Origin of the sequence: Saccharobesus litoralis, assembly GCF_003063625.1 — a bacterium.
GTDB classification, from domain to species: domain Bacteria; phylum Pseudomonadota; class Gammaproteobacteria; order Enterobacterales; family Alteromonadaceae; genus Saccharobesus; species Saccharobesus litoralis.
On record NZ_CP026604.1, the window covers coordinates 1478726 to 1496153 of the forward strand.

A 17428-nucleotide genomic window follows, 5' to 3' on the forward strand; every position below is an offset into this window, starting at 1 on the left:
AGGAAGGCGATATGACTCGTTTAATACCAGCTTTAGTGATATTCACCAGTTTGCTCAGTATTTGTTTACCGACACACGCTGCAAAAAAATATCCTTATCGGCCGATTACGAATACTGTGGTGTGGGGTGCCGGTGGTGGCACAGACTCGATAAACCGCATGATCATGGCTGAAATGGAAAAAGAGTTAGGCGTTAAGGTACGCGTGGCCAATAAAACCGGTGGTATTGCCGGTTCAATTGGCATGAAGTACGTTCACAGCAAACGCCCAGATGGCTATAACTTGGTTGGAATTTCAGAGTCAAATGTTACCTCTTCGGTTAATGGCGGGTGGAATAAGCGTTTTGATCAATGGTGGCCGTTTATTGTTGGCGGTTCACCCGATATTATTTCAGTGGCGGCCAATTCGCCTTATACCGATTTAAAACAGCTAATTGAAGCATCTAAAGCTAACCCTAAAACCATTAAAGTGGCTGCGGGTGATATTGGCTCTATTCATCATTTAAATATGTTGGCTTTAGTTAAAGGTACAGGCGCCAGCTTTAAGTTTATTCCTTACCCTGGCTCGGCTAAATCGCAAACGGCGGTACTGACTGGCGAAGTGGATATTGTGATCACTTCCGTGGCTGAACAAGCCGCGCTGATCCGTGGTAAAAAATTAAAACCACTTGCCACATTAACCCCATCTGCGTTCAGTGGCGATAACATTCCTATCATTGTTTCGGCTTTGTCTATTTACCCAACCTTGCATGAGCATTTACCTATTAAACAAGCTATAGGGTTTGCGGTGCACGCCCAAGCTTCACCTTCTACTAAATTGATATTAGGCGCAGCGTTTGAAAAAGCCATGCAGTCAGATAAGGTGAAATCGTGGGCCAAACAAAATTATTATCAATTATCCGGTAAGCATGGCTTACAAGCGAAAATTGAGTTTTCCCGTTTAGAGTCGCTGTTTGCTTGGACCTTGTATGATTTAGGGGCGGTGAACATTTCGCCGCAAGTATTTGGTATTGATAAACCTAAACTGCAATGAGCCAATTAATGTTACGTCGAGCCGATTTGCGCATTGCTCTAGTTTTACTACTGGTTTGTCTGGCGCTTATTGTTGAAACCTTATCTTATCCCATGACTGGGGATTATGCGGGCGTGGAGAGTAAGTGGTATGTTTCGCCCGCATTATTTCCCTTGATATTGTTGATATTACTGAGTTTGGCTTGTGTATTTGTGTTGCAAAATGCCCTGCGCAATGGTGGTGCTCAGCAATTGTTTAAGGTCAGCTCTTGGCTTGGTCAGCTCGATGATAAAGTCAATCTTGATCGTTGGTATGTCATTGGCTTGTTGTCGGCTTATGTGTACGTTTATATACCGTCTTTTGATTTTTATTTAGCGACTAGTCTATTTTTATTGTCGGCTTGTTATCGCTTTTACTTTAAGCATGCCAGCCTCGCTTGGGTTAGCTTATTTAACCTAGCGGTGGTCAGTAGTGTTTTGTTATTACGCGGCTTTTACGCTGAGTCTTTTTATTTACTCAGTACTGAGCTTGCTAGTGACGAGGCGCTGATTGCAATAACAGATGGTGTGATCTTATTCGAGGTATTGGCTTTTATGACTTGGGTTGTGGTTAGTCAGCGACAAGCCGCTAAGCAACTGGCTTATTTAATTCTCACCTGTTTTGTGATGCCGCTGGTTTTGATCATTATCTTTCAATTTTTGTTGTATGTACCTATGCCGGTAGAGTATGGCGTTATTAATCAAATGCTTGAAACCCTTTGGTATGTCAAATTAGGGTGGCAGTAGTCGAGCTATGTTTGAACAGTTTAGTCACTTTTTTCAAATTTTATTTACCCTATGTACGGATCCCAGCAATTTAGCCGTGTTGTTTGGTGCCAGCATCATGGGGATTATCTTTGGCTCTATGCCGGGTTTAACCGCCACCTTGGGGGTGGCTTTGTTAACATCTTTAACCTATCAGTTTGATACCAGCACCGCATTGATCGCCCTGTTGGGTTTATATGTTGGGGCGATTTATGGTGGGTCTTATCCCGCTATTTTGCTAAATATTCCAGGAACACCGGCAGCGGCCGCCACCGCGATGGACGGCCACCCTATGGCTAAACGTGGGGAAGGGGGCCGAGCATTAGGCTTAACGACCACTGCATCCATGATCGGCACCATTATTGGTTTATTGTTTTTGGTGATCCTTGCTCCGGTTATTGCCACGCTAGCTTTGCAATTTACGTCGTGGGAGTTCTTCTTGCTGGCGCTGTTCGGTATTTTAATTAGCGGGACCTTGGCCAGTAGCGATATGGTGGTTAAAGGCTGGATAGCGGGTCTTATCGGTTTATTTCTCGCTACAGTCGGACGGGATGCCTTGCAGTTTTACCCGCGTTATACTTTTGAATCGAGCTTTTTAGATAGTGGCTTAGAAATTGTGCCTGTGCTGATCGCCGCGTTTGGGATTCCGCAAATTATTCGAGTTCTGTCGGAAAGACAAAACCTCGCGAGTAATATGCAATTTGGCCGAGTATTGCCGGAATTATCTACCTTAGTGCGTAATGCTAAACACATATTTCGCTCTGCTTGTATTGGTGTTGGGATTGGCTCAGTACCTGGTGTTGGCGAAGATATTGCCGGTTGGGTTTCTTACAGCACCGCTAAAAACACCTCCAAGCCGGAGGAGCAAGCTAAATTCGGTAAAGGCAGTGAAACCGCGATTGTCTCGTCAGAAACCGCTAATAATGCCTGTATTGGTGGAGCATTGATCCCATTACTGAGTTTAGGGATCCCAGGTAGCCCTCCGGCTGCAATGTTGTTAGGCGCCTTATTGTTGCATGGCGTTGTGCCCGGCCCGACGATTGAAGTGGATCACCCTGGCTTTTTACTCGAAGTGACCGCGATCATGATTATGGCTTCTTTTGCCATGTGGGCCAATGGCATGTTACTCGCTAAGCAAGTGGTTAAACTATTATATGTGCCTACGCCGTTATTTATGCCCTTGATTGCCGTGCTGTGTATTTTAGGCTCGTACTCATTAGGGCTGAACTTGTTTAATTTGTATATCATGATCCCAATAGGCATTGCGGCTTATGTATTAGGTGAATATAAGTTTCCTATCTCGCCATTAGTGATTGGTCTGGTGTTAGGGGGAATGGCAGATGAAAGCTTACGTCGCGCGCTTATGTTGTCCGACGGCAGCTTTTTGCCTATGTTACAGCGCCCTGTTGCTTTGTTATTGTTAGTGGTCATTGTTTATTTTGTCTTGGCGCAAATTCCTGCCGCCAAACGAGCGATGCGGCGTTTAAACCCTTTTATTAAAACCAATAAGTCGTTGACGACGGTAAATTAACCTCAACTCTGGATAATAAATCCGTTTCTGGAGGCTCTTTGAACCAATTACTGCGTTAAGTTTACTTGCAATAGGCTAGCTATTGACGCGTAAACTTGCCTTGTTCTTGGCCCAAATTTCTCTCCAGAAATAAAAAGGAACTATTGTTGGGTATCACAACTTGTTAACTAGCTGAAATTAATGATAAAAAATAATATCGTCGCAATTCTTAACCAGAGTTGAGGTTAGTAAAATGAACGAACACAGTAAAAAGTTACGCGTAGTTGGCGTTGGTGCCGGATATTTTAGCCAGTTTCATTATGATGCATGGGCGCGATTAGATAACGTGGAATTAGTCGCCGTTGTCGATTTAGATCACAGCAAGGCGCAGGCCATTGCTGACAAATATCAAATCCCACTGGCCAGTGATAACTTAGCCGCGACGTTACGCGATATTAAACCTGACTTGTTGGATGTGATAACCCCTCCGGCGAGTCATCAAGCAGCTATCAGTTTAGCCGCCGAGTTAGGCATTAACTGTGTTTGTCAAAAACCCTTTGGTGAAAACCTTGAGCAAGCGCAGCACATGGTAACGCTTGCGCAGCAAGCGAATATTGATTTAATTGTGCACGAAAATTTTCGTTTTATGCCTTGGTTTCGCCAAGTTAAGCAAATTATTGAGTCTGGCCAATTGGGCGAGATATTTAACGCGCAATTTTATTTACGCCCTGGTGATGGCCAAGGCAAAGATGCTTATCTTGCCCGCCAACCTTATTTTCAAACCATGGACAAATTTTTAGTACACGAAACGGCTATCCATATCGTGGATACTTTTCGTTATTTGTTTGGCGAAGTGAAATCGCTGTATGCCAATCTTAAGCAACGTAACCCTGTGCTCAAAGGTGAAGATGCCGGCACTATTATTTTTGACATGCATAATGGGGTTGAAGCTGTGTTTAACGGTAATCGCCTGCTGGATCACGCGGCAACGAATAAACGCAGAACCATGGGCGAAATGTTAATTGAAGGCAGTAAAGCGTGTTTAAGGTTAGATGGTGAGGCGCGATTATGGCTACGTCCGTTCGATCAGTTACAAGCCGAGCCAATCGCTTATCAGTGGCAAGATAAAAACTTTGGTGGTGATTGCGTATTTCAACTTTGCCAGCATATTGCTCAGCATTATTTATCTAATCAGGCGTTAGAAAACAGTGCCGCGCAATACCTACGTAATATTGAAATTGAAAATGCGATTTATCAGTCTAATAGCTTGCGCGCCGCAGTTGATATATAGACTAGTGCTGTTTTCAGAAAGAAATGATCAGTTGAATCTTTTGTAGGTCGAAGCTGCTGCTTCGTCAAAAGCTTTAAATACGACGCAAGCGTCGAACCTACAAAAATAGCTAGCATTGTTTCAACTAATCAAAATTAAATTGAAAACGCACTAGACACAACATGCCAATGACTAACATACAGCCCGACTAAAACCAAGACTAAAAATAAGAGAACATATGAGTTATAGCATTGACGATATTGCTTTTACAGCCGAGCATTTAGTGCGTCCAGAATGTGTTTTGGCGACACGCGCTGGTCATTTATATGTCGCGGATTTTCGCGGCGGCGTTAGCCATATCACACCAACAGGCGAACAATACTTTTATGGCGGTGGCGATGTTGCCGGCTATGGTCAACTTAAACCTAACGGTATAGCCTTATTGGCTGATGGTAGTTTTTTAGTTGCGCATTTGGGTGATGAAAAAGGCGGCGTGTTTCGAGTTTATCGTGATAATCGCATAGAGCCCTATGTTACCCATATTGCTGGTGAACATTTACCGCCAAGCAATTTCATTTATTTAGATAAACAAGGGCGACTCTGGCTGACTGTCAGTACTCGTCATACGCCGCGTGCGGCTGCCTATCGCTCTGATATAAAAGACGGTTTTATCGCTGTAATAGAAGACGGACAAGCTCGCATTGTCGCAGATAATATCGGCTACACTAACGAGGTTTTTGTTACGCCAGATGGTATGCAGCTTTATGTTAATGCAACCTTTAGCCGTGAATTGCTACGCTACGATATAACGGCTGATAACCAACTGGAAAATGCAAAAGTCATTAGCCAGTTTGAGGCTGGAGTTTATCCGGACGGTTTAACAATGGATAGTCAAGGTTACTTATGGATTGTCAGTATAGTCAGCAATCGCCTGATCCGCTTAAATCCAGCAACCGGTCAATATCAAATTATGTTGCAAGATGTTGATATCGACCACCTTAATTGGGTTGAACAAGCCTATCAACAACACGCCATGGGGCGTCCACATTTGGACCAAGTTAAAGCGAAACGCTTAAGCAATATATCCTCATTAGCCTTTAGTGGAGAAAACTTATCTCGCATGGTCTTTGGCTGCTTACTTGGCGCTAAACTGGCTTATATAGATACCGAGTTTAGCGGGATTGCCCCCGCGCATTGGCATTTTGACGATTAAGCAACGTGGTGAGTGTTAAGAGTTGGTATAACAAAACATATCTTTGTAGGGCGGATTTTATAGCCGCAAACACAGGGTATCTAAATCATTCTGTATTGGTACAAGGTACTTGTTTTGTAGGTTGAAATTTATTTCAACGAATTTTGTTTGATACGCTGGGTTTGCCGGTGTAAAACCGGCTTTATAAGTGACATTTTATTTCTTAATATTTCCCTATATTTTGCTGCGCCACTGCTGATACAGCACCTGTAATGCTTGTAATTTTTCGGGGTGCGCTTGCGATAAATCATTACGCTCTGACGGATCGCTTTTTAAATTGTATAAAAAGGTACCGACTTCAATATCAACCATTTCATACTTGGCATGACGTTGTGACGAAGGTTTAGCTATTTTCAATTTCCAATCACCTTGGCGAACCGCGACTTCGTGATTGGTATCCCAAACTAAATAGTCTCGTTCAAGTGTTTCGCCGCCTTTCAGCGCTTGTTGAATATTGATGCCGTCGGTTTTATCAAGGGTGCATCCAGATATATAAGCACACAAAGTGGGAAGAATATCCAAGGTCGAGACAATATCATTACGTTGTTTGCCTGTTGGAATCGAATCAGGCCAAGAAATTATCATGGGAATACGAATACCGCCTTCGTATAAGGTGTATTTGCTACCACGCAGATGACCATTATTGGCGTAAATTGGGGTAGAGCCACCATTGTCGCTAATGTAAATAACTAGGGTATTTTGTCTGAGGCCGCTTTCATCTAAGTAATTAATGACCTTGCCAATTTCGCTATCGAGTAATTCAAGCTGAGCTAAATATTGCGCTCGCCCTTCGTCATTATTTGGCATACGGCTACCGACATACCAAGTTCGGTAATCCTCTTTGGCCGGATCCCAATCGCGGTAGCCTTTTAAACCGCGGCGTTTGAGCTCGTGCTCTGGGATCTGATGCGTAAAGTTGTGCACGGCATTAAAAGCTAGTTTTAAAAAGAAAGGTTTGTCATTATTTTGCTGCATAAATTGAATGGCTTGTTTACCAAACAACTCAGTCGCAAAACCTTCTTGGTCGACTAACTGACGATTGATCCACATTGGCCCTTGCGCCAAACTTTGTCCTGCCTGTTTATGCTTTTTCTTGGACTGTAAAAAGGCGGCTTCTACACTTTCTTTATGATTAAGGTAATGTTTGCGCCCGCCTTCAAAGCCGTAAAAATAATCAAAACCATGATTAAGTGGAAAATCACGGCGCGCATGGTTTTTAAGTTGAGTTTTACCAAAGTGGAATTTACCCACATAGCCGTTGGTGTAACCGTTGTCTTTTAATACTTCGGCCATAGTTGGGATTGTTGCATCATTTAGCCCAGGCCCGCCATACCAAAATGTGCCTTGTTTTTGTTGATATTGTCCTGTCATTAGCCCCATGCGAGATGCATTACAAATAGGTGACGTTGCATAAGCTTGCTTGAACAACACCCCTTGTTGAGCCAATTTATCAATATTGGGCGTGTTGACATCGGCTAAGGTTTTGCCGTGATCGGCATAACCTTGATCATCAGACACAATCAATAAAATGTTGGGTTTGGCCATTTGTGTTGTTGGCTTGGCCGTGAAAATGCTACTGCAAGCCGTTAATGTCAAAGGCAGTATAACTAAGGCTAATTTGTTGTAGTTCATTATTTAAGTTTCTTACCTGTTTTTATATAACAACCCATATTTACATACGATCATAGTCTATTCAATTTAATCATTATCCATGTAATATCTTGTTGAATCATATTGATTGAATGATCTTTGTAAATTCATAGGTTAAATAATACCAATTAAATATACATTCAAATATAGATTGATATTTTTTCTAGTGGATTTTCAAAGTTAGTTTTTAAGCTAAACCTGTTGTTGAACACAAATATAAATTGCGTAAATTTGCATAATTTGTAAAATAATGCGTATTATTGCAAATAACTTTGTATTTGAATTTATTGATTTATATTTAACCCTATTTATGTTTAAATTACAGCTATAATAATTAGGTTAAAACTAATTAAATTTTTAGCTCGCCGCTGTTTAGGTGGCCTTGTATACAATATTTTTAAGTACTGGATTTAGTATGAAGCAGCTCAATAGACAAAATTTTAAGTCAAATCAGTTCCCTACCAAGATTATGCAATTTGGTAGTGGCAACTTTTTACGTGCCTTTATCGACTGGCAAATTGAGCATTTGAACAATGAACACGGTCTTAATGCGGGTATTAGCATTATTCGATCGACTGGATCCAGCTCGCGTCCTTCATTGAATAGTCAAGACGGCTTATTCACCACTTTGGTTCGCGGTATTAACGAACAAGGCGAAACGACTGAGCAAGTACAATTGATAACTTGTGTAAACGAAGAGATCGTTGTTAAAGATGAATTTGCTAAGTACATGGCATTGGCTGAGAGTCCAGAGCTAAAAATTATTGTTTCGAACACCACGGAAGCTGGCATTGAGTTTGTCGAATCAGATAAATTGGCTGATGCACCAGCTAGCGCGTTTCCAGCCAAACTAACGCAATGGTTATATAAGCGTTATCAGCACTTTAATGGCGCTAAAGACGCTGGCTTAATGATTATTCCGTGTGAATTGATTGACTATAACGGCGAGAAACTTAAAGAGGTTGTGTTGCAATATTGCTCGCACTGGCAGTTAGAGAGTGGTTTTACTGCATGGATAGAAAACGCTAACCACTTTTGTTCGACTTTGGTTGATCGCATTGTTACGGGCTTCCCACATGGTGAAGAGGCTAAACTGCAACAGCAGCTTGGTTACCAAGATGATTTTATGGTGAGTGCTGAATACTATTATCTGTTAGTGATCCAAGGTCCGGCTGAATTAGCCGATGTATTGTGCTTGCACGATAGCAGTTTAAATATTCAACTGGTTGACGACATTTATCCGTACAAGCAGCGTAAAGTGGCAATTTTAAATGGTGCTCATTCAGCACTAGTGCCATTAGCTTATATGGCAGGGTTAAATGCCGTGGGTGAAGCTATGGCGGATCCGCTATTTGAAAACTATGTAAATCAATTGGTATTTAATGAAATTATTCCCACGCTTGACCTACCTAAAGATGAATTAGAAAGTTTTGCCGGTGATGTGATTAAACGTTTCCAAAACCCATTTATCCATCACTTACTGATCTCTATTTCGCTCAATAGCATGACTAAAGTGCAAACACGACTCGTGCCGCAGTTATTAAAATCAATTGAAAAAAATGGTCAAGTGCCGAGCCTAATGGCGCATGCTATTGCCGGACAGATACTTATGTATAGCGGTAAGCGTGGTGAAGAAAGCATTGAGCTAAGTGATAGCGAAAAATGGTTAGCCCTATTTGCCGATGCGTGGCAAGCCTATGCAGTCGGTGAAAAATCATTGCAGCAATTGGTGGCGGATGTGCTGTCTGCCGAGTGGCATTGGGGACAAGACTTAACTCAAATTAATGGATTGCATGCGGCAGTTAGCCAAGCATTAGAAAATATTATCGAGCATGGAGTTCGCAAAACTTTAACTCAGGTGTTGGAGCCTTAAATGAAACACTTAATTCGCCTGCATGAAACAGACAATGTTGCTATTGCTTTAGCGCCATTGTCGCAAGGTATCAAATACGAATTTGATGGGCTTAGCGTTACGCCGACTCAAGATATTGATAAGGGCCATAAAGTGGCATTGCAAGCTTTAGCTGAAGGTAGTGATGTTATTAAATATGGTGCACCAATTGGGCATGCGTTAAAACCGGTACAAGCAGGCGATTGGATCCACGTTGAAAATGTCAAAACCAATTTACATGACGAGTTGCAGTACACCTATTTGCCAGAAGGTAATCAAGCTAATTTATTAGCGGATGATTCACCACAAGTGCAAATTTATCGCCGCGATAATGGTGAAATTGCCATTCGTAACGAGCTTTGGGTTATTCCTACTGTGGGTTGTGTTAATGGTGTGTCAAAGCAGATGGTCACCGAGTTTTTACAAGAACACCCTGATTTAGAAATTGATGGCGTACATGTTTTTCCTCATCAATTTGGCTGTTCACAGCTAGGTGATGACTTAGTCAATACGCGTGGTTTGTTACAAAATATGGCCCGTCATCCTAATGCCGGTGGTGTTTTGATTGTCGGTTTGGGCTGCGAAAATAATCAAATCGCTATGTTTGAAGCTGGCCTAGGCGACTATGACAAAGACCGCATTAAATTTTTGACCTCGCAATTGGTTGAAGATGAAGTAGAAGCCGGCCTTGAGCTAATGGAAAGCATTTATCAAAGTATGCGTAATGACAAACGGGTTGATGGTCGCTTATCTGAAGTGAAATTTGGTTTGGAATGCGGTGGCAGTGATGGCTTGTCAGGCATAACGGCTAATCCATTATTAGGTCAATTCTCGGATTATTTAATCCAGCGTGGTGGAACAACCGTATTAACTGAAGTACCAGAGATGTTTGGTGCTGAAACAATTTTAATGCAACGCTGTAAAGACGAAGCAACCTTTAATGATTTAGTTAATATGGTCAATGGCTTTAAGCGTTACTATAAAAAGCATGACCAGCCAATTTACGAAAACCCATCACCGGGTAACAAGAAAGGCGGTATTTCAACGCTTGAGGATAAATCATTAGGCTGTACGCAAAAAGCGGGATTAAGCCCAGTGCAAGCGGTATTAAAGTATGGTGAACGTTTATCGACGCCAGGCTTAAATTTGTTGGACGCGCCAGGTAACGATGCGATTGCGACCAGTGCATTAGCTTCAAGTGGTTGTCATATGGTGTTGTTTACTACTGGCCGTGGCACACCATACGGTGGCTTTGTGCCCACCATGAAAATTGCAACTAACTCAGAATTAGCGGCTAAGAAAAAGCGCTGGATTGATTTTGATGCCGGTAAGTTAGTGACAGATACATCTATGGAGGAGTTACTACAAGAGTTTATCGATTTACTGGTACGCACTTGTAATGGCGAGCCAGTGAAAAACGAAATTAACAATATTCGTGAAGTGGCTATCTGGAAAAACGGCGTTACATTGTAAATTGAATGGCGAGTTTGCAAAAATAAGCGGTAGGGTATACGCATTACTCTACCGCTTTTTTATAGGATAAGCAGTCGTTACTGTAATTGCTGAGTAAATTGTTCAATCGCCTCGTTATGTTTATCAACCTCAAAACTGGATTGACAGCGACAATACAGCATACCTTGGTATTGCATAGCAAAGTAGCTGGACGTTTGACTGAAAATCGCCTCAAAACCATCATCAGCTTGTTCAGCTGCACCAGTGGCAATCACACGACTGAACTTATCTTTTAGTGCCCGTCCGCGGCTTTTATCGACTTCAATTAAGTCACACATACGGTCTAAAAATAACTTCATGGTGGCACTCGGCGAATACCAATAAATTGGCGAGGCAAATATCCATTGATCATAGCCTAGCAAGTGTTGGATCAAGGTTGCAAAGTCATCATCTTGATTATTGTGTTCATAATCGTAAGGTTGAATGTGATACGTCGCTAAGTCGATTACCTCTGCATTGATTTGTGTTGCTATGTATTGGGTAAGATGTGCTGTATTTCCTTGGTTACGGCTTGTGCCTAAAATAATCACGCTTTTCACTGGTTGTTCTCCTTTTTGCTATGCTTGAGATCGACGATCAATATTCATTTCGCTCATTAGGTAAATCAGATAAATACTCGACGAATTCAACTTCAAAGCCATTGGGGTCGTTAAAGTAAATATTCTTGCGATATTGAGTGTTATTGCCATCTTTACTGTGTAAGAAACCTGCAGCTGCAAGCCGTGTGACAGTTGCATCAAGGTTTTGTGTGACATAAGCAAAATGCGATAAGCCAATGGTGTTGGTTTGTAAATTACGATTTTCTCCAGTGCCATTGTCGCAAAAGGTTAAGTATTGAAAGTCATCGCCAAAATGTAACCAACGGCGCTCGGTTCCATACCATTTTTGTGTGCCTTGCCCTCTTACATGCCATTGTGGGAAAGCCGCTTGGTAAAAGGCTAAGGTGCTATCTAAATCTTGGACAACTAAATTTAAGTGTTCTAAGTGCATTTCTTGTTCTCCTTTGTAAAAGTTAGCGTTACTATAAAACCTCAAGTTAACTTGAGGTAAAGACCTTTTTTTAACTTTTTTACAATGTCTAAAATGTAGGAGGCAAGTCGTTATGGCAAAAGAACGAGAATTGAGTGTCGGTGATGTGGCTAAACGTTGTGGCGTAAAAGTATCGACACTGCATTTTTATGAAGACAAAGCATTAATATACAGCTGGCGTAATGCCGGTAATCAACGACGTTATCATCCTGAAGTGCTAAGACGGATCGCAATTATCAAAGCGGCGCAAAAACTCGGAGTCAGCTTGGACAGTATCAAACAAGCTTTTGCTGCTTTACCCAATAACCGCACACCCACTAAAAATGATTGGCAAAATTTATCTAACCAATGGCAGCAAGACCTAAATCAACGCATTAATTATTTAACGAATTTACGTGATCTATTAACCGGTTGTATTGGTTGTGGCTGTTTATCGCTAAACCATTGCCCTATGTATAACCCTGAAGACATATTGGCAGAACAGGGGAGTGGCGCGGTTATTTTAGACAAGAACGACGATAGAGTCATAATGCGGGATAATAAATAGGCGTAAAGCTTGTTTATGACAACAAGATGCGGCTAAATTCTGCAAGAAACTCAGAGGTGTCGTTGATATAGTTGGGGTAGGCTTTTTCTATCGATTTTAGATCTTGCCCAGCAACAAGTAACACGTTGAAATGGTTATTTTTTTCAAGCTCAGCGTAACGCTGTAAGGCTACAGCTTTTTTACTTGCGCTATAGAAGTAGGCGCTACCCGTTTGATTTTCAAAGTTGTATATCAGAAGTGTGTAACCCGTGTCTTTGGATTTCTTCTTTAATTCATCTAATGTGAATGCTTTATTAAACACATCGAGTTTATGAAAAGCCGATAGCTGCTCATTTAACTGAATAAGCTCTTGCTTATAGCTGGCAATAGTTTCAGGGCTGAGTGTAAAAGCTCCGTCCTTGACCGCTAAAAACTCTCCCATAATGACAAAGAACCTTTTCCAGCTTTCATTTGCTGCCTGCGGGTTGGTTTTTAACGTTTCTTTTTCAATGATGTCGACAATTTCAACTGTTGTTGCCCAAAGATGTTGTAAGCGGGTTCGCAATTGAACTTCAATCTGAAACCCCTTCCATGCATGATTGTCGAGATGTTCATAACTTTTATAAACCCGATGAATACCTCGATAGCCTGTTGTTTTGGGCTGTTCAATATAGTCGTACACTTTAACTCCGTGTTTAGTACGACTGCTGTCTAGACTTGAACTGAGTTTAGTTAAATCGTCTAACGAATCGACAATAACGCGACAACCGCCAATATCATGCATGCGTTTCAAACTAATGGCATTGTCGGTTTTGCCATCTAAAGATTTACGCTGCAATTTATCGACAATAGTTGGCAGACGTTTTAATCGCCTGACCACGGTTGCTGTTTCAAGCATGCCGAGTTTTCGTACGTGCTTCGAAACTAAGTTTTTTATAATTTGCAGAGGGTAAAGATGAGTGGCACGATAGCTTTGAATAACCGCAATAGCCTGTTCAAAGTCACCCTCTTTTTTACGGATAACACGACCGGCTTTTTCAACTTGTTTACGTGAAAAAGTTAAATATTGTTTACTTTTTCCGTAGTTTTCGTTGACCACTTAAACTTTTCACCTTATGACCAATTTTCCAGTTACTTACTATTTGCTTTTAAATAAAGCTAACCGCCAAGCTAAACCAACTAAACTAAAAAGCCGCCTGTTTGGCGTTGCCATAATTGCGCATAAACTCCGCCTTTGGCTAGTAATTCTTGGTGGCTACCTTGTTCGATAACTTGGCCTTTGTCCATCACAATTAACCTATCCATAGCAGCAATAGTGGATAAACGATGGGCAATTGCGATAACGGTTTTCCCTTGCATGAGCGCTTCTAGGTTTTCTTGGATGGCTGATTCTACCTCTGAGTCGAGGGCCGATGTGGCTTCATCCATAACCAGTATCGGCGCATTTTTTAGTAATACCCGAGCAATGGCGATGCGTTGTCGTTGACCGCCAGATAACTTAACGCCGCGCTCGCCAACTTGCACGTCATAACCTTGATTACCGTTATCGTCTTCTAATTCGGTGATAAAGTCGTGTGCATGAGCTTGTTTTGCCGCTTCAATTAAAGCTTGCTCGTCGGCATTGGGATCGCCGTATAAAATATTTTCTTTAATAGAGCGGTGCAGTAACGACGTATCTTGCGTAACCATGCCTATCTGTTGGCGCAGCGATTCTTGTTCAACTTCCGATATGTTTTTGCCATCTATGGTTATGCTGCCGTCATTAATGTCGAAAAAGCGCATTAGTAAATTAACCAAGGTTGATTTACCCGCACCAGAGCGCCCGACAATACCGACTTTTTCACCGGGTTGAATATCGATATTAAGCTGTTGGAATACCGGTTTTTCTTTGTTGTACTGAAAGCTAATATTGTTAAAACTAATCGCGCCTTGGTTAACTTCAAGGTTTGCGGCGTTGGGTAAATCTTTAATTTCTACTTCTTTTGATACGGTATTTTTACCGTCGATAACTGTGCCTATATTTTCAAATAGGCTGCTAACTTCCCACATTATCCATTTGGATAAACCTTGCACGCGTAAAGCCAAACTGATGGCAACTGCGATAATTCCGACGGTGATCGCCGACTCTAACCATAAGTAAATTGATAAACAGGCAACGGCTAACAGCAAGGTGTAATTAATTAGATCGACACTGATAACTAAGCGAGTTACCAAGCGCATTTGCCGATACACGGTTTTAAGAAAACCTTTCATGCTGGATTCCGCATACTGGATCTCACGTTGCGAATGAGCGAACAGTTTAACGGTTGATATATTGGTGTAGCTATCGACCACTCGTCCGGTCATTTCGGCTCGCGCATCGGCTTGCTCGGTTGCCACTTGCTTTAGCTTAGGCACGAAAAAGCTTTGGATCACAATATACAAAATCAGCCAAATCAGGATAGGCAGCATCATCAAAAAGTCGGATGAAGCCATCAGCCACAGCATAGAAAGAAAATAAACCGAAATATAAACTAAAACATCCAGTAGCTTCATTACCGACTCACGCACGGCCAGTGCACTTTGCATCACTTTGGTTGCTACGCGGCCAGCAAAATCACGTTGGAAAAAGCCAACGCCTTGTTTTAATAAATACTTGTGCATTAACCAGCGGATAGACATAGGATAATTGCCAAGCAAGGTTTGATGGGTCAGTAAGGCATGCAACAAACTAAGTAACGGCATACCGATAACTAATAAAATGAGCATTGGCCATAGGCGATCGCCCTGATCTTGCCAAAAAGTTGCTTTATCTTGGCTGCTTAAAATATCGACCAGTTCACCCATATAACCTAATAATGTCACTTCGGCGATCGCGATGGCCGCACTGAGTAATGACATTAAAATTAACGGTAATTTAAAACCGCGTGAATAATACAAACAAAACGCGACTAACGAGCTAGGCGGCTTGTCAGATTGTTGCTCAGGAAAAGGTTTGGTGAAACTTTCAAACAGTCGGAACATATTAGGGAAAAAGCCAATAAAAACGATGGCCGCATACTAGCATTGATTCACACAACACGCCGCTAAATTAGCAGGCTGCCAGTGTCTTTTACTGAACAAAAAGCGATTAATTGCAAAGGTTAAGCTGTTAACGCAATTACATTTAATTACAACACCCCAAAGTCATAACTGTTAAATTGTTGTCTTGCACAGGTGGTCGTACCTGTTAGTGAAGCAATTTATGGACAAAGTTAATGATATATTCCCTTCGAAATATTTTAAGACCTGTTGTGTTAGTGTTGAGTGTGACGCTTTTTTTGAATGCTTGTAGTGGTGGAAAAAATAGCGGCGCAGAAAATGGCGGTGAAAATGAAGAAACGCCCCCACAAGCTAATCAGCCTTCTGACATTCCAGACAATGTCATTTCGCGAGTTATCTTTCGTGATCACGATCCGCAAATAGGGCTGTTGGGCGGTGAGATGTTATTACAAACTAATACAGCACAGCCAATTTCAGAACCTTTTTTAGCGCACGGTATTTCTCACGTGTTTTTGTATTGGGCTGATGCCAATGGCGATCCCCTAGGTGAGCCTTTTCAACAAAGTGAAATAAGCCAATTACAAAATCTGACTGTCGATAATGGCACTAGCTTTCCAAGTGACGTGAGATTTATCAAGGTTTACGTAGCCAACTCATTGGGTCGAGCAGAACAAGGGGTTCATTTTCGGTTTGATGATTTTATTGGCAATGCGCAAATGGCTGGGGCGGGTGGTAACGAACAAACGTCTTGGTATTATGGTGATGATAGACCGTTAATTAGTATTGTTCGCCAGAATGGTATTTGTCGGTTAGACAATGGTTTAGTCAGTGTCATTGATATGGCCAATGAGCGAGATGAAGATTGGCATAATCGCACGGATAATTCATCTGCGAATGTGGCTGACGATGATTTGTATCCTGCGTATGAGTTTGCGTGTGATGCTGAGCCTGTAAACAGCCATAGAGAGATCGCCGATGACATTGGTGTTTGGACGTATTCAACCCTGAATGATGCAATGTTTTATGGCACCTTGGTGTATGACGCTTTTGTAAAATACTTCGGTGAGCCGCCCCTAAACGACAAAATACGTATTCGAGCGCATTATGCGGCAAGTTGGCGATCTTACGCTTATTGGGATGGGGCTTACGCAAATTTTTCTGATGCATATCCTTTACAATATTCAACCTTATCGCTGGATTCAGTGGCTCATGAAGTCGCTCATGGTGTATTAACCCGTATTTCTGCCTTAGATCCTTGGGTTAACGACTTGAGTCCTGATGCTAAAACGCTACATGAAGCTTTTGCTGATATCAGTGGTGTAATGGCTAAATACGAGATGACAGGGCAACTTGATTGGTTGCATGGCGGTGAGAATCACGGCTGGGTGAGACAGCTTGACCGGATTAAAACCGAGCATGGAGCTATAGCCAGCTTTTTGGACTATGACGCCGCGCAAGATAATTACTATCGACGGATAGGCATGTTGACCTACCCGTTTTATTTGCTGAGCCAACAGTGGGGTATCGAGCCTGCCTACCACGCTTATTTAAACGCCGCCAAACATTGCTGGCTGCCGTCAAGTTCGTTACCAGATGCGGCGCAATGTATTAAACAGCAAGCCGTTGCTGTTGGAGGCTCAGAACAAGATGTGGTTGATGCGTTTAAAACCGTTAAAATTAAATTGTTTGAGCAAGGGGTACTGAGTCATTTCACCCTTGAACAAAATGGCTATCAAATAGCTTTGACAGACAATAGCCAAACCGATAGCCAAGTGCTTAACTGGCATTGGACTTTAGGTGATGGCACAAGCTCAAATTTACCTAATCCAACGCATACCTATGCGCAAGCAGGTGAGTATCAAGTTAAGCTAACGGTTACGGATCAAAATTATCATCAGGATACGTTTACCCGCCAAATTGAGGTAACAGTTGAGGTAAACGCACAATAATCTTA

Annotated in this window: 14 protein-coding genes; 9 read left to right on the forward strand and 5 right to left on the reverse strand. The window is 42.0% G+C overall.

Going from position 1 to position 17428, the window contains the following annotated elements; genetic code table 11:
• The first annotated feature begins 11 nt into the window (after positions 1-11).
• The 5 genes from C2869_RS05155 (at position 12) to C2869_RS05175 (ending at position 5806) form a co-directional block, all read left to right on the forward strand.
• Positions 12-1031 (forward strand): tripartite tricarboxylate transporter substrate binding protein, encoded by a 1020-nt coding sequence (locus tag C2869_RS05155; RefSeq protein WP_108601937.1) that lies wholly within the window; start codon positions 12-14, stop codon positions 1029-1031.
• Complete coding sequence (locus C2869_RS05160) at positions 1028-1795, forward strand: hypothetical protein (RefSeq protein WP_108601938.1); 768 nt, start codon at positions 1028-1030, stop codon at positions 1793-1795. Before C2869_RS05155 ends, C2869_RS05160 begins: the two co-directional genes overlap by 4 nt.
• A gap of 7 nt (positions 1796-1802) precedes the next feature.
• Complete coding sequence (locus tag C2869_RS05165) at positions 1803-3344, forward strand: tripartite tricarboxylate transporter permease (RefSeq protein WP_108601939.1); 1542 nt, start codon at positions 1803-1805, stop codon at positions 3342-3344.
• A gap of 232 nt (positions 3345-3576) precedes the next feature.
• Positions 3577-4614 (forward strand): Gfo/Idh/MocA family protein, encoded by a 1038-nt coding sequence (locus C2869_RS05170; RefSeq protein WP_108601940.1) that lies wholly within the window; start codon positions 3577-3579, stop codon positions 4612-4614.
• 217 nt (positions 4615-4831) lie between these two features.
• Positions 4832-5806: an SMP-30/gluconolactonase/LRE family protein gene (locus C2869_RS05175; protein WP_108601941.1), complete on the forward strand. Its 975-nt coding sequence runs from the start codon at positions 4832-4834 to the stop codon at positions 5804-5806.
• A gap of 213 nt (positions 5807-6019) precedes the next feature.
• Here C2869_RS05175 and C2869_RS05180 read toward each other — a convergent pair whose 3' ends face one another.
• Positions 6020-7477: a sulfatase family protein gene (locus tag C2869_RS05180; RefSeq protein WP_108601942.1), complete on the reverse strand. Its 1458-nt coding sequence runs from the start codon at positions 7475-7477 to the stop codon at positions 6020-6022.
• Positions 7478-7910: 433 nt separating this feature from the next.
• Between C2869_RS05180 and C2869_RS05185 the strand changes: the two genes are divergently transcribed.
• Both C2869_RS05185 and C2869_RS05190 read left to right on the forward strand, forming a co-directional pair.
• Positions 7911-9368 carry a tagaturonate reductase gene (locus tag C2869_RS05185; protein ID WP_108601943.1) on the forward strand — a complete coding sequence of 486 codons (1458 nt, stop codon included), beginning with the start codon at positions 7911-7913 and terminating at the stop codon, positions 9366-9368.
• Positions 9369-10859 carry a UxaA family hydrolase gene (locus C2869_RS05190; protein WP_108601944.1) on the forward strand — a complete coding sequence of 497 codons (1491 nt, stop codon included), beginning with the start codon at positions 9369-9371 and terminating at the stop codon, positions 10857-10859.
• Between the two features lie 77 nt (positions 10860-10936).
• On the opposite strand, the gene C2869_RS05195 is transcribed toward C2869_RS05190, so the two are convergent.
• Together C2869_RS05195 and C2869_RS05200 are read right to left on the reverse strand one after the other, a co-directional pair.
• Positions 10937-11437 (reverse strand): flavodoxin family protein, encoded by a 501-nt coding sequence (locus C2869_RS05195; protein WP_108601945.1) that lies wholly within the window; start codon positions 11435-11437, stop codon positions 10937-10939.
• Between the two features lie 37 nt (positions 11438-11474).
• Positions 11475-11888, reverse strand: a complete 414-nt coding sequence (locus C2869_RS05200; RefSeq protein ID WP_108601946.1) for a VOC family protein — start codon at positions 11886-11888, stop codon at positions 11475-11477.
• Positions 11889-12000: 112 nt separating this feature from the next.
• Here C2869_RS05200 and soxR point away from each other — a divergent pair, with 112 nt between their 5' ends.
• Complete coding sequence (gene soxR, locus C2869_RS05205) at positions 12001-12474, forward strand: redox-sensitive transcriptional activator SoxR (protein WP_108601947.1); 474 nt, start codon at positions 12001-12003, stop codon at positions 12472-12474.
• 13 nt (positions 12475-12487) lie between these two features.
• On the opposite strand, the gene C2869_RS05210 is transcribed toward soxR, so the two are convergent.
• Complete coding sequence (locus C2869_RS05210) at positions 12488-13552, reverse strand: GTP pyrophosphokinase (RefSeq protein ID WP_108601948.1); 1065 nt, start codon at positions 13550-13552, stop codon at positions 12488-12490.
• An 80-nt stretch (positions 13553-13632) separates the two neighbouring features.
• Positions 13633-15456 (reverse strand): ABC transporter ATP-binding protein, encoded by a 1824-nt coding sequence (locus tag C2869_RS05215; RefSeq protein WP_108601949.1) that lies wholly within the window; start codon positions 15454-15456, stop codon positions 13633-13635.
• Positions 15457-15740: 284 nt separating this feature from the next.
• Here C2869_RS05215 and C2869_RS05220 point away from each other — a divergent pair, with 284 nt between their 5' ends.
• Positions 15741-17423, forward strand: a complete 1683-nt coding sequence (locus C2869_RS05220; protein ID WP_228710768.1) for a PKD domain-containing protein — start codon at positions 15741-15743, stop codon at positions 17421-17423.
• Positions 17424-17428: the final 5 nt, after the last annotated feature.

Coding starts and splice junctions, on each gene's coding strand:
- C2869_RS05155 (WP_108601937.1), top strand. CDS start 12: ATGACTCGTTTAATACCAGCTTTAGTGATATTCACCAGTTTGCTCAGT.
- C2869_RS05160 (WP_108601938.1), top strand. CDS start 1,028: ATGAGCCAATTAATGTTACGTCGAGCCGATTTGCGCATTGCTCTAGTT.
- C2869_RS05165 (WP_108601939.1), top strand. CDS start 1,803: ATGTTTGAACAGTTTAGTCACTTTTTTCAAATTTTATTTACCCTATGT.
- C2869_RS05170 (WP_108601940.1), top strand. CDS start 3,577: ATGAACGAACACAGTAAAAAGTTACGCGTAGTTGGCGTTGGTGCCGGA.
- C2869_RS05175 (WP_108601941.1), top strand. CDS start 4,832: ATGAGTTATAGCATTGACGATATTGCTTTTACAGCCGAGCATTTAGTG.
- C2869_RS05180 (WP_108601942.1), bottom strand. CDS start 7,477: ATGAACTACAACAAATTAGCCTTAGTTATACTGCCTTTGACATTAACG.
- C2869_RS05185 (WP_108601943.1), top strand. CDS start 7,911: ATGAAGCAGCTCAATAGACAAAATTTTAAGTCAAATCAGTTCCCTACC.
- C2869_RS05190 (WP_108601944.1), top strand. CDS start 9,369: ATGAAACACTTAATTCGCCTGCATGAAACAGACAATGTTGCTATTGCT.
- C2869_RS05200 (WP_108601946.1), bottom strand. CDS start 11,888: ATGCACTTAGAACACTTAAATTTAGTTGTCCAAGATTTAGATAGCACC.
- soxR (WP_108601947.1), top strand. CDS start 12,001: ATGGCAAAAGAACGAGAATTGAGTGTCGGTGATGTGGCTAAACGTTGT.
- C2869_RS05215 (WP_108601949.1), bottom strand. CDS start 15,456: ATGTTCCGACTGTTTGAAAGTTTCACCAAACCTTTTCCTGAGCAACAA.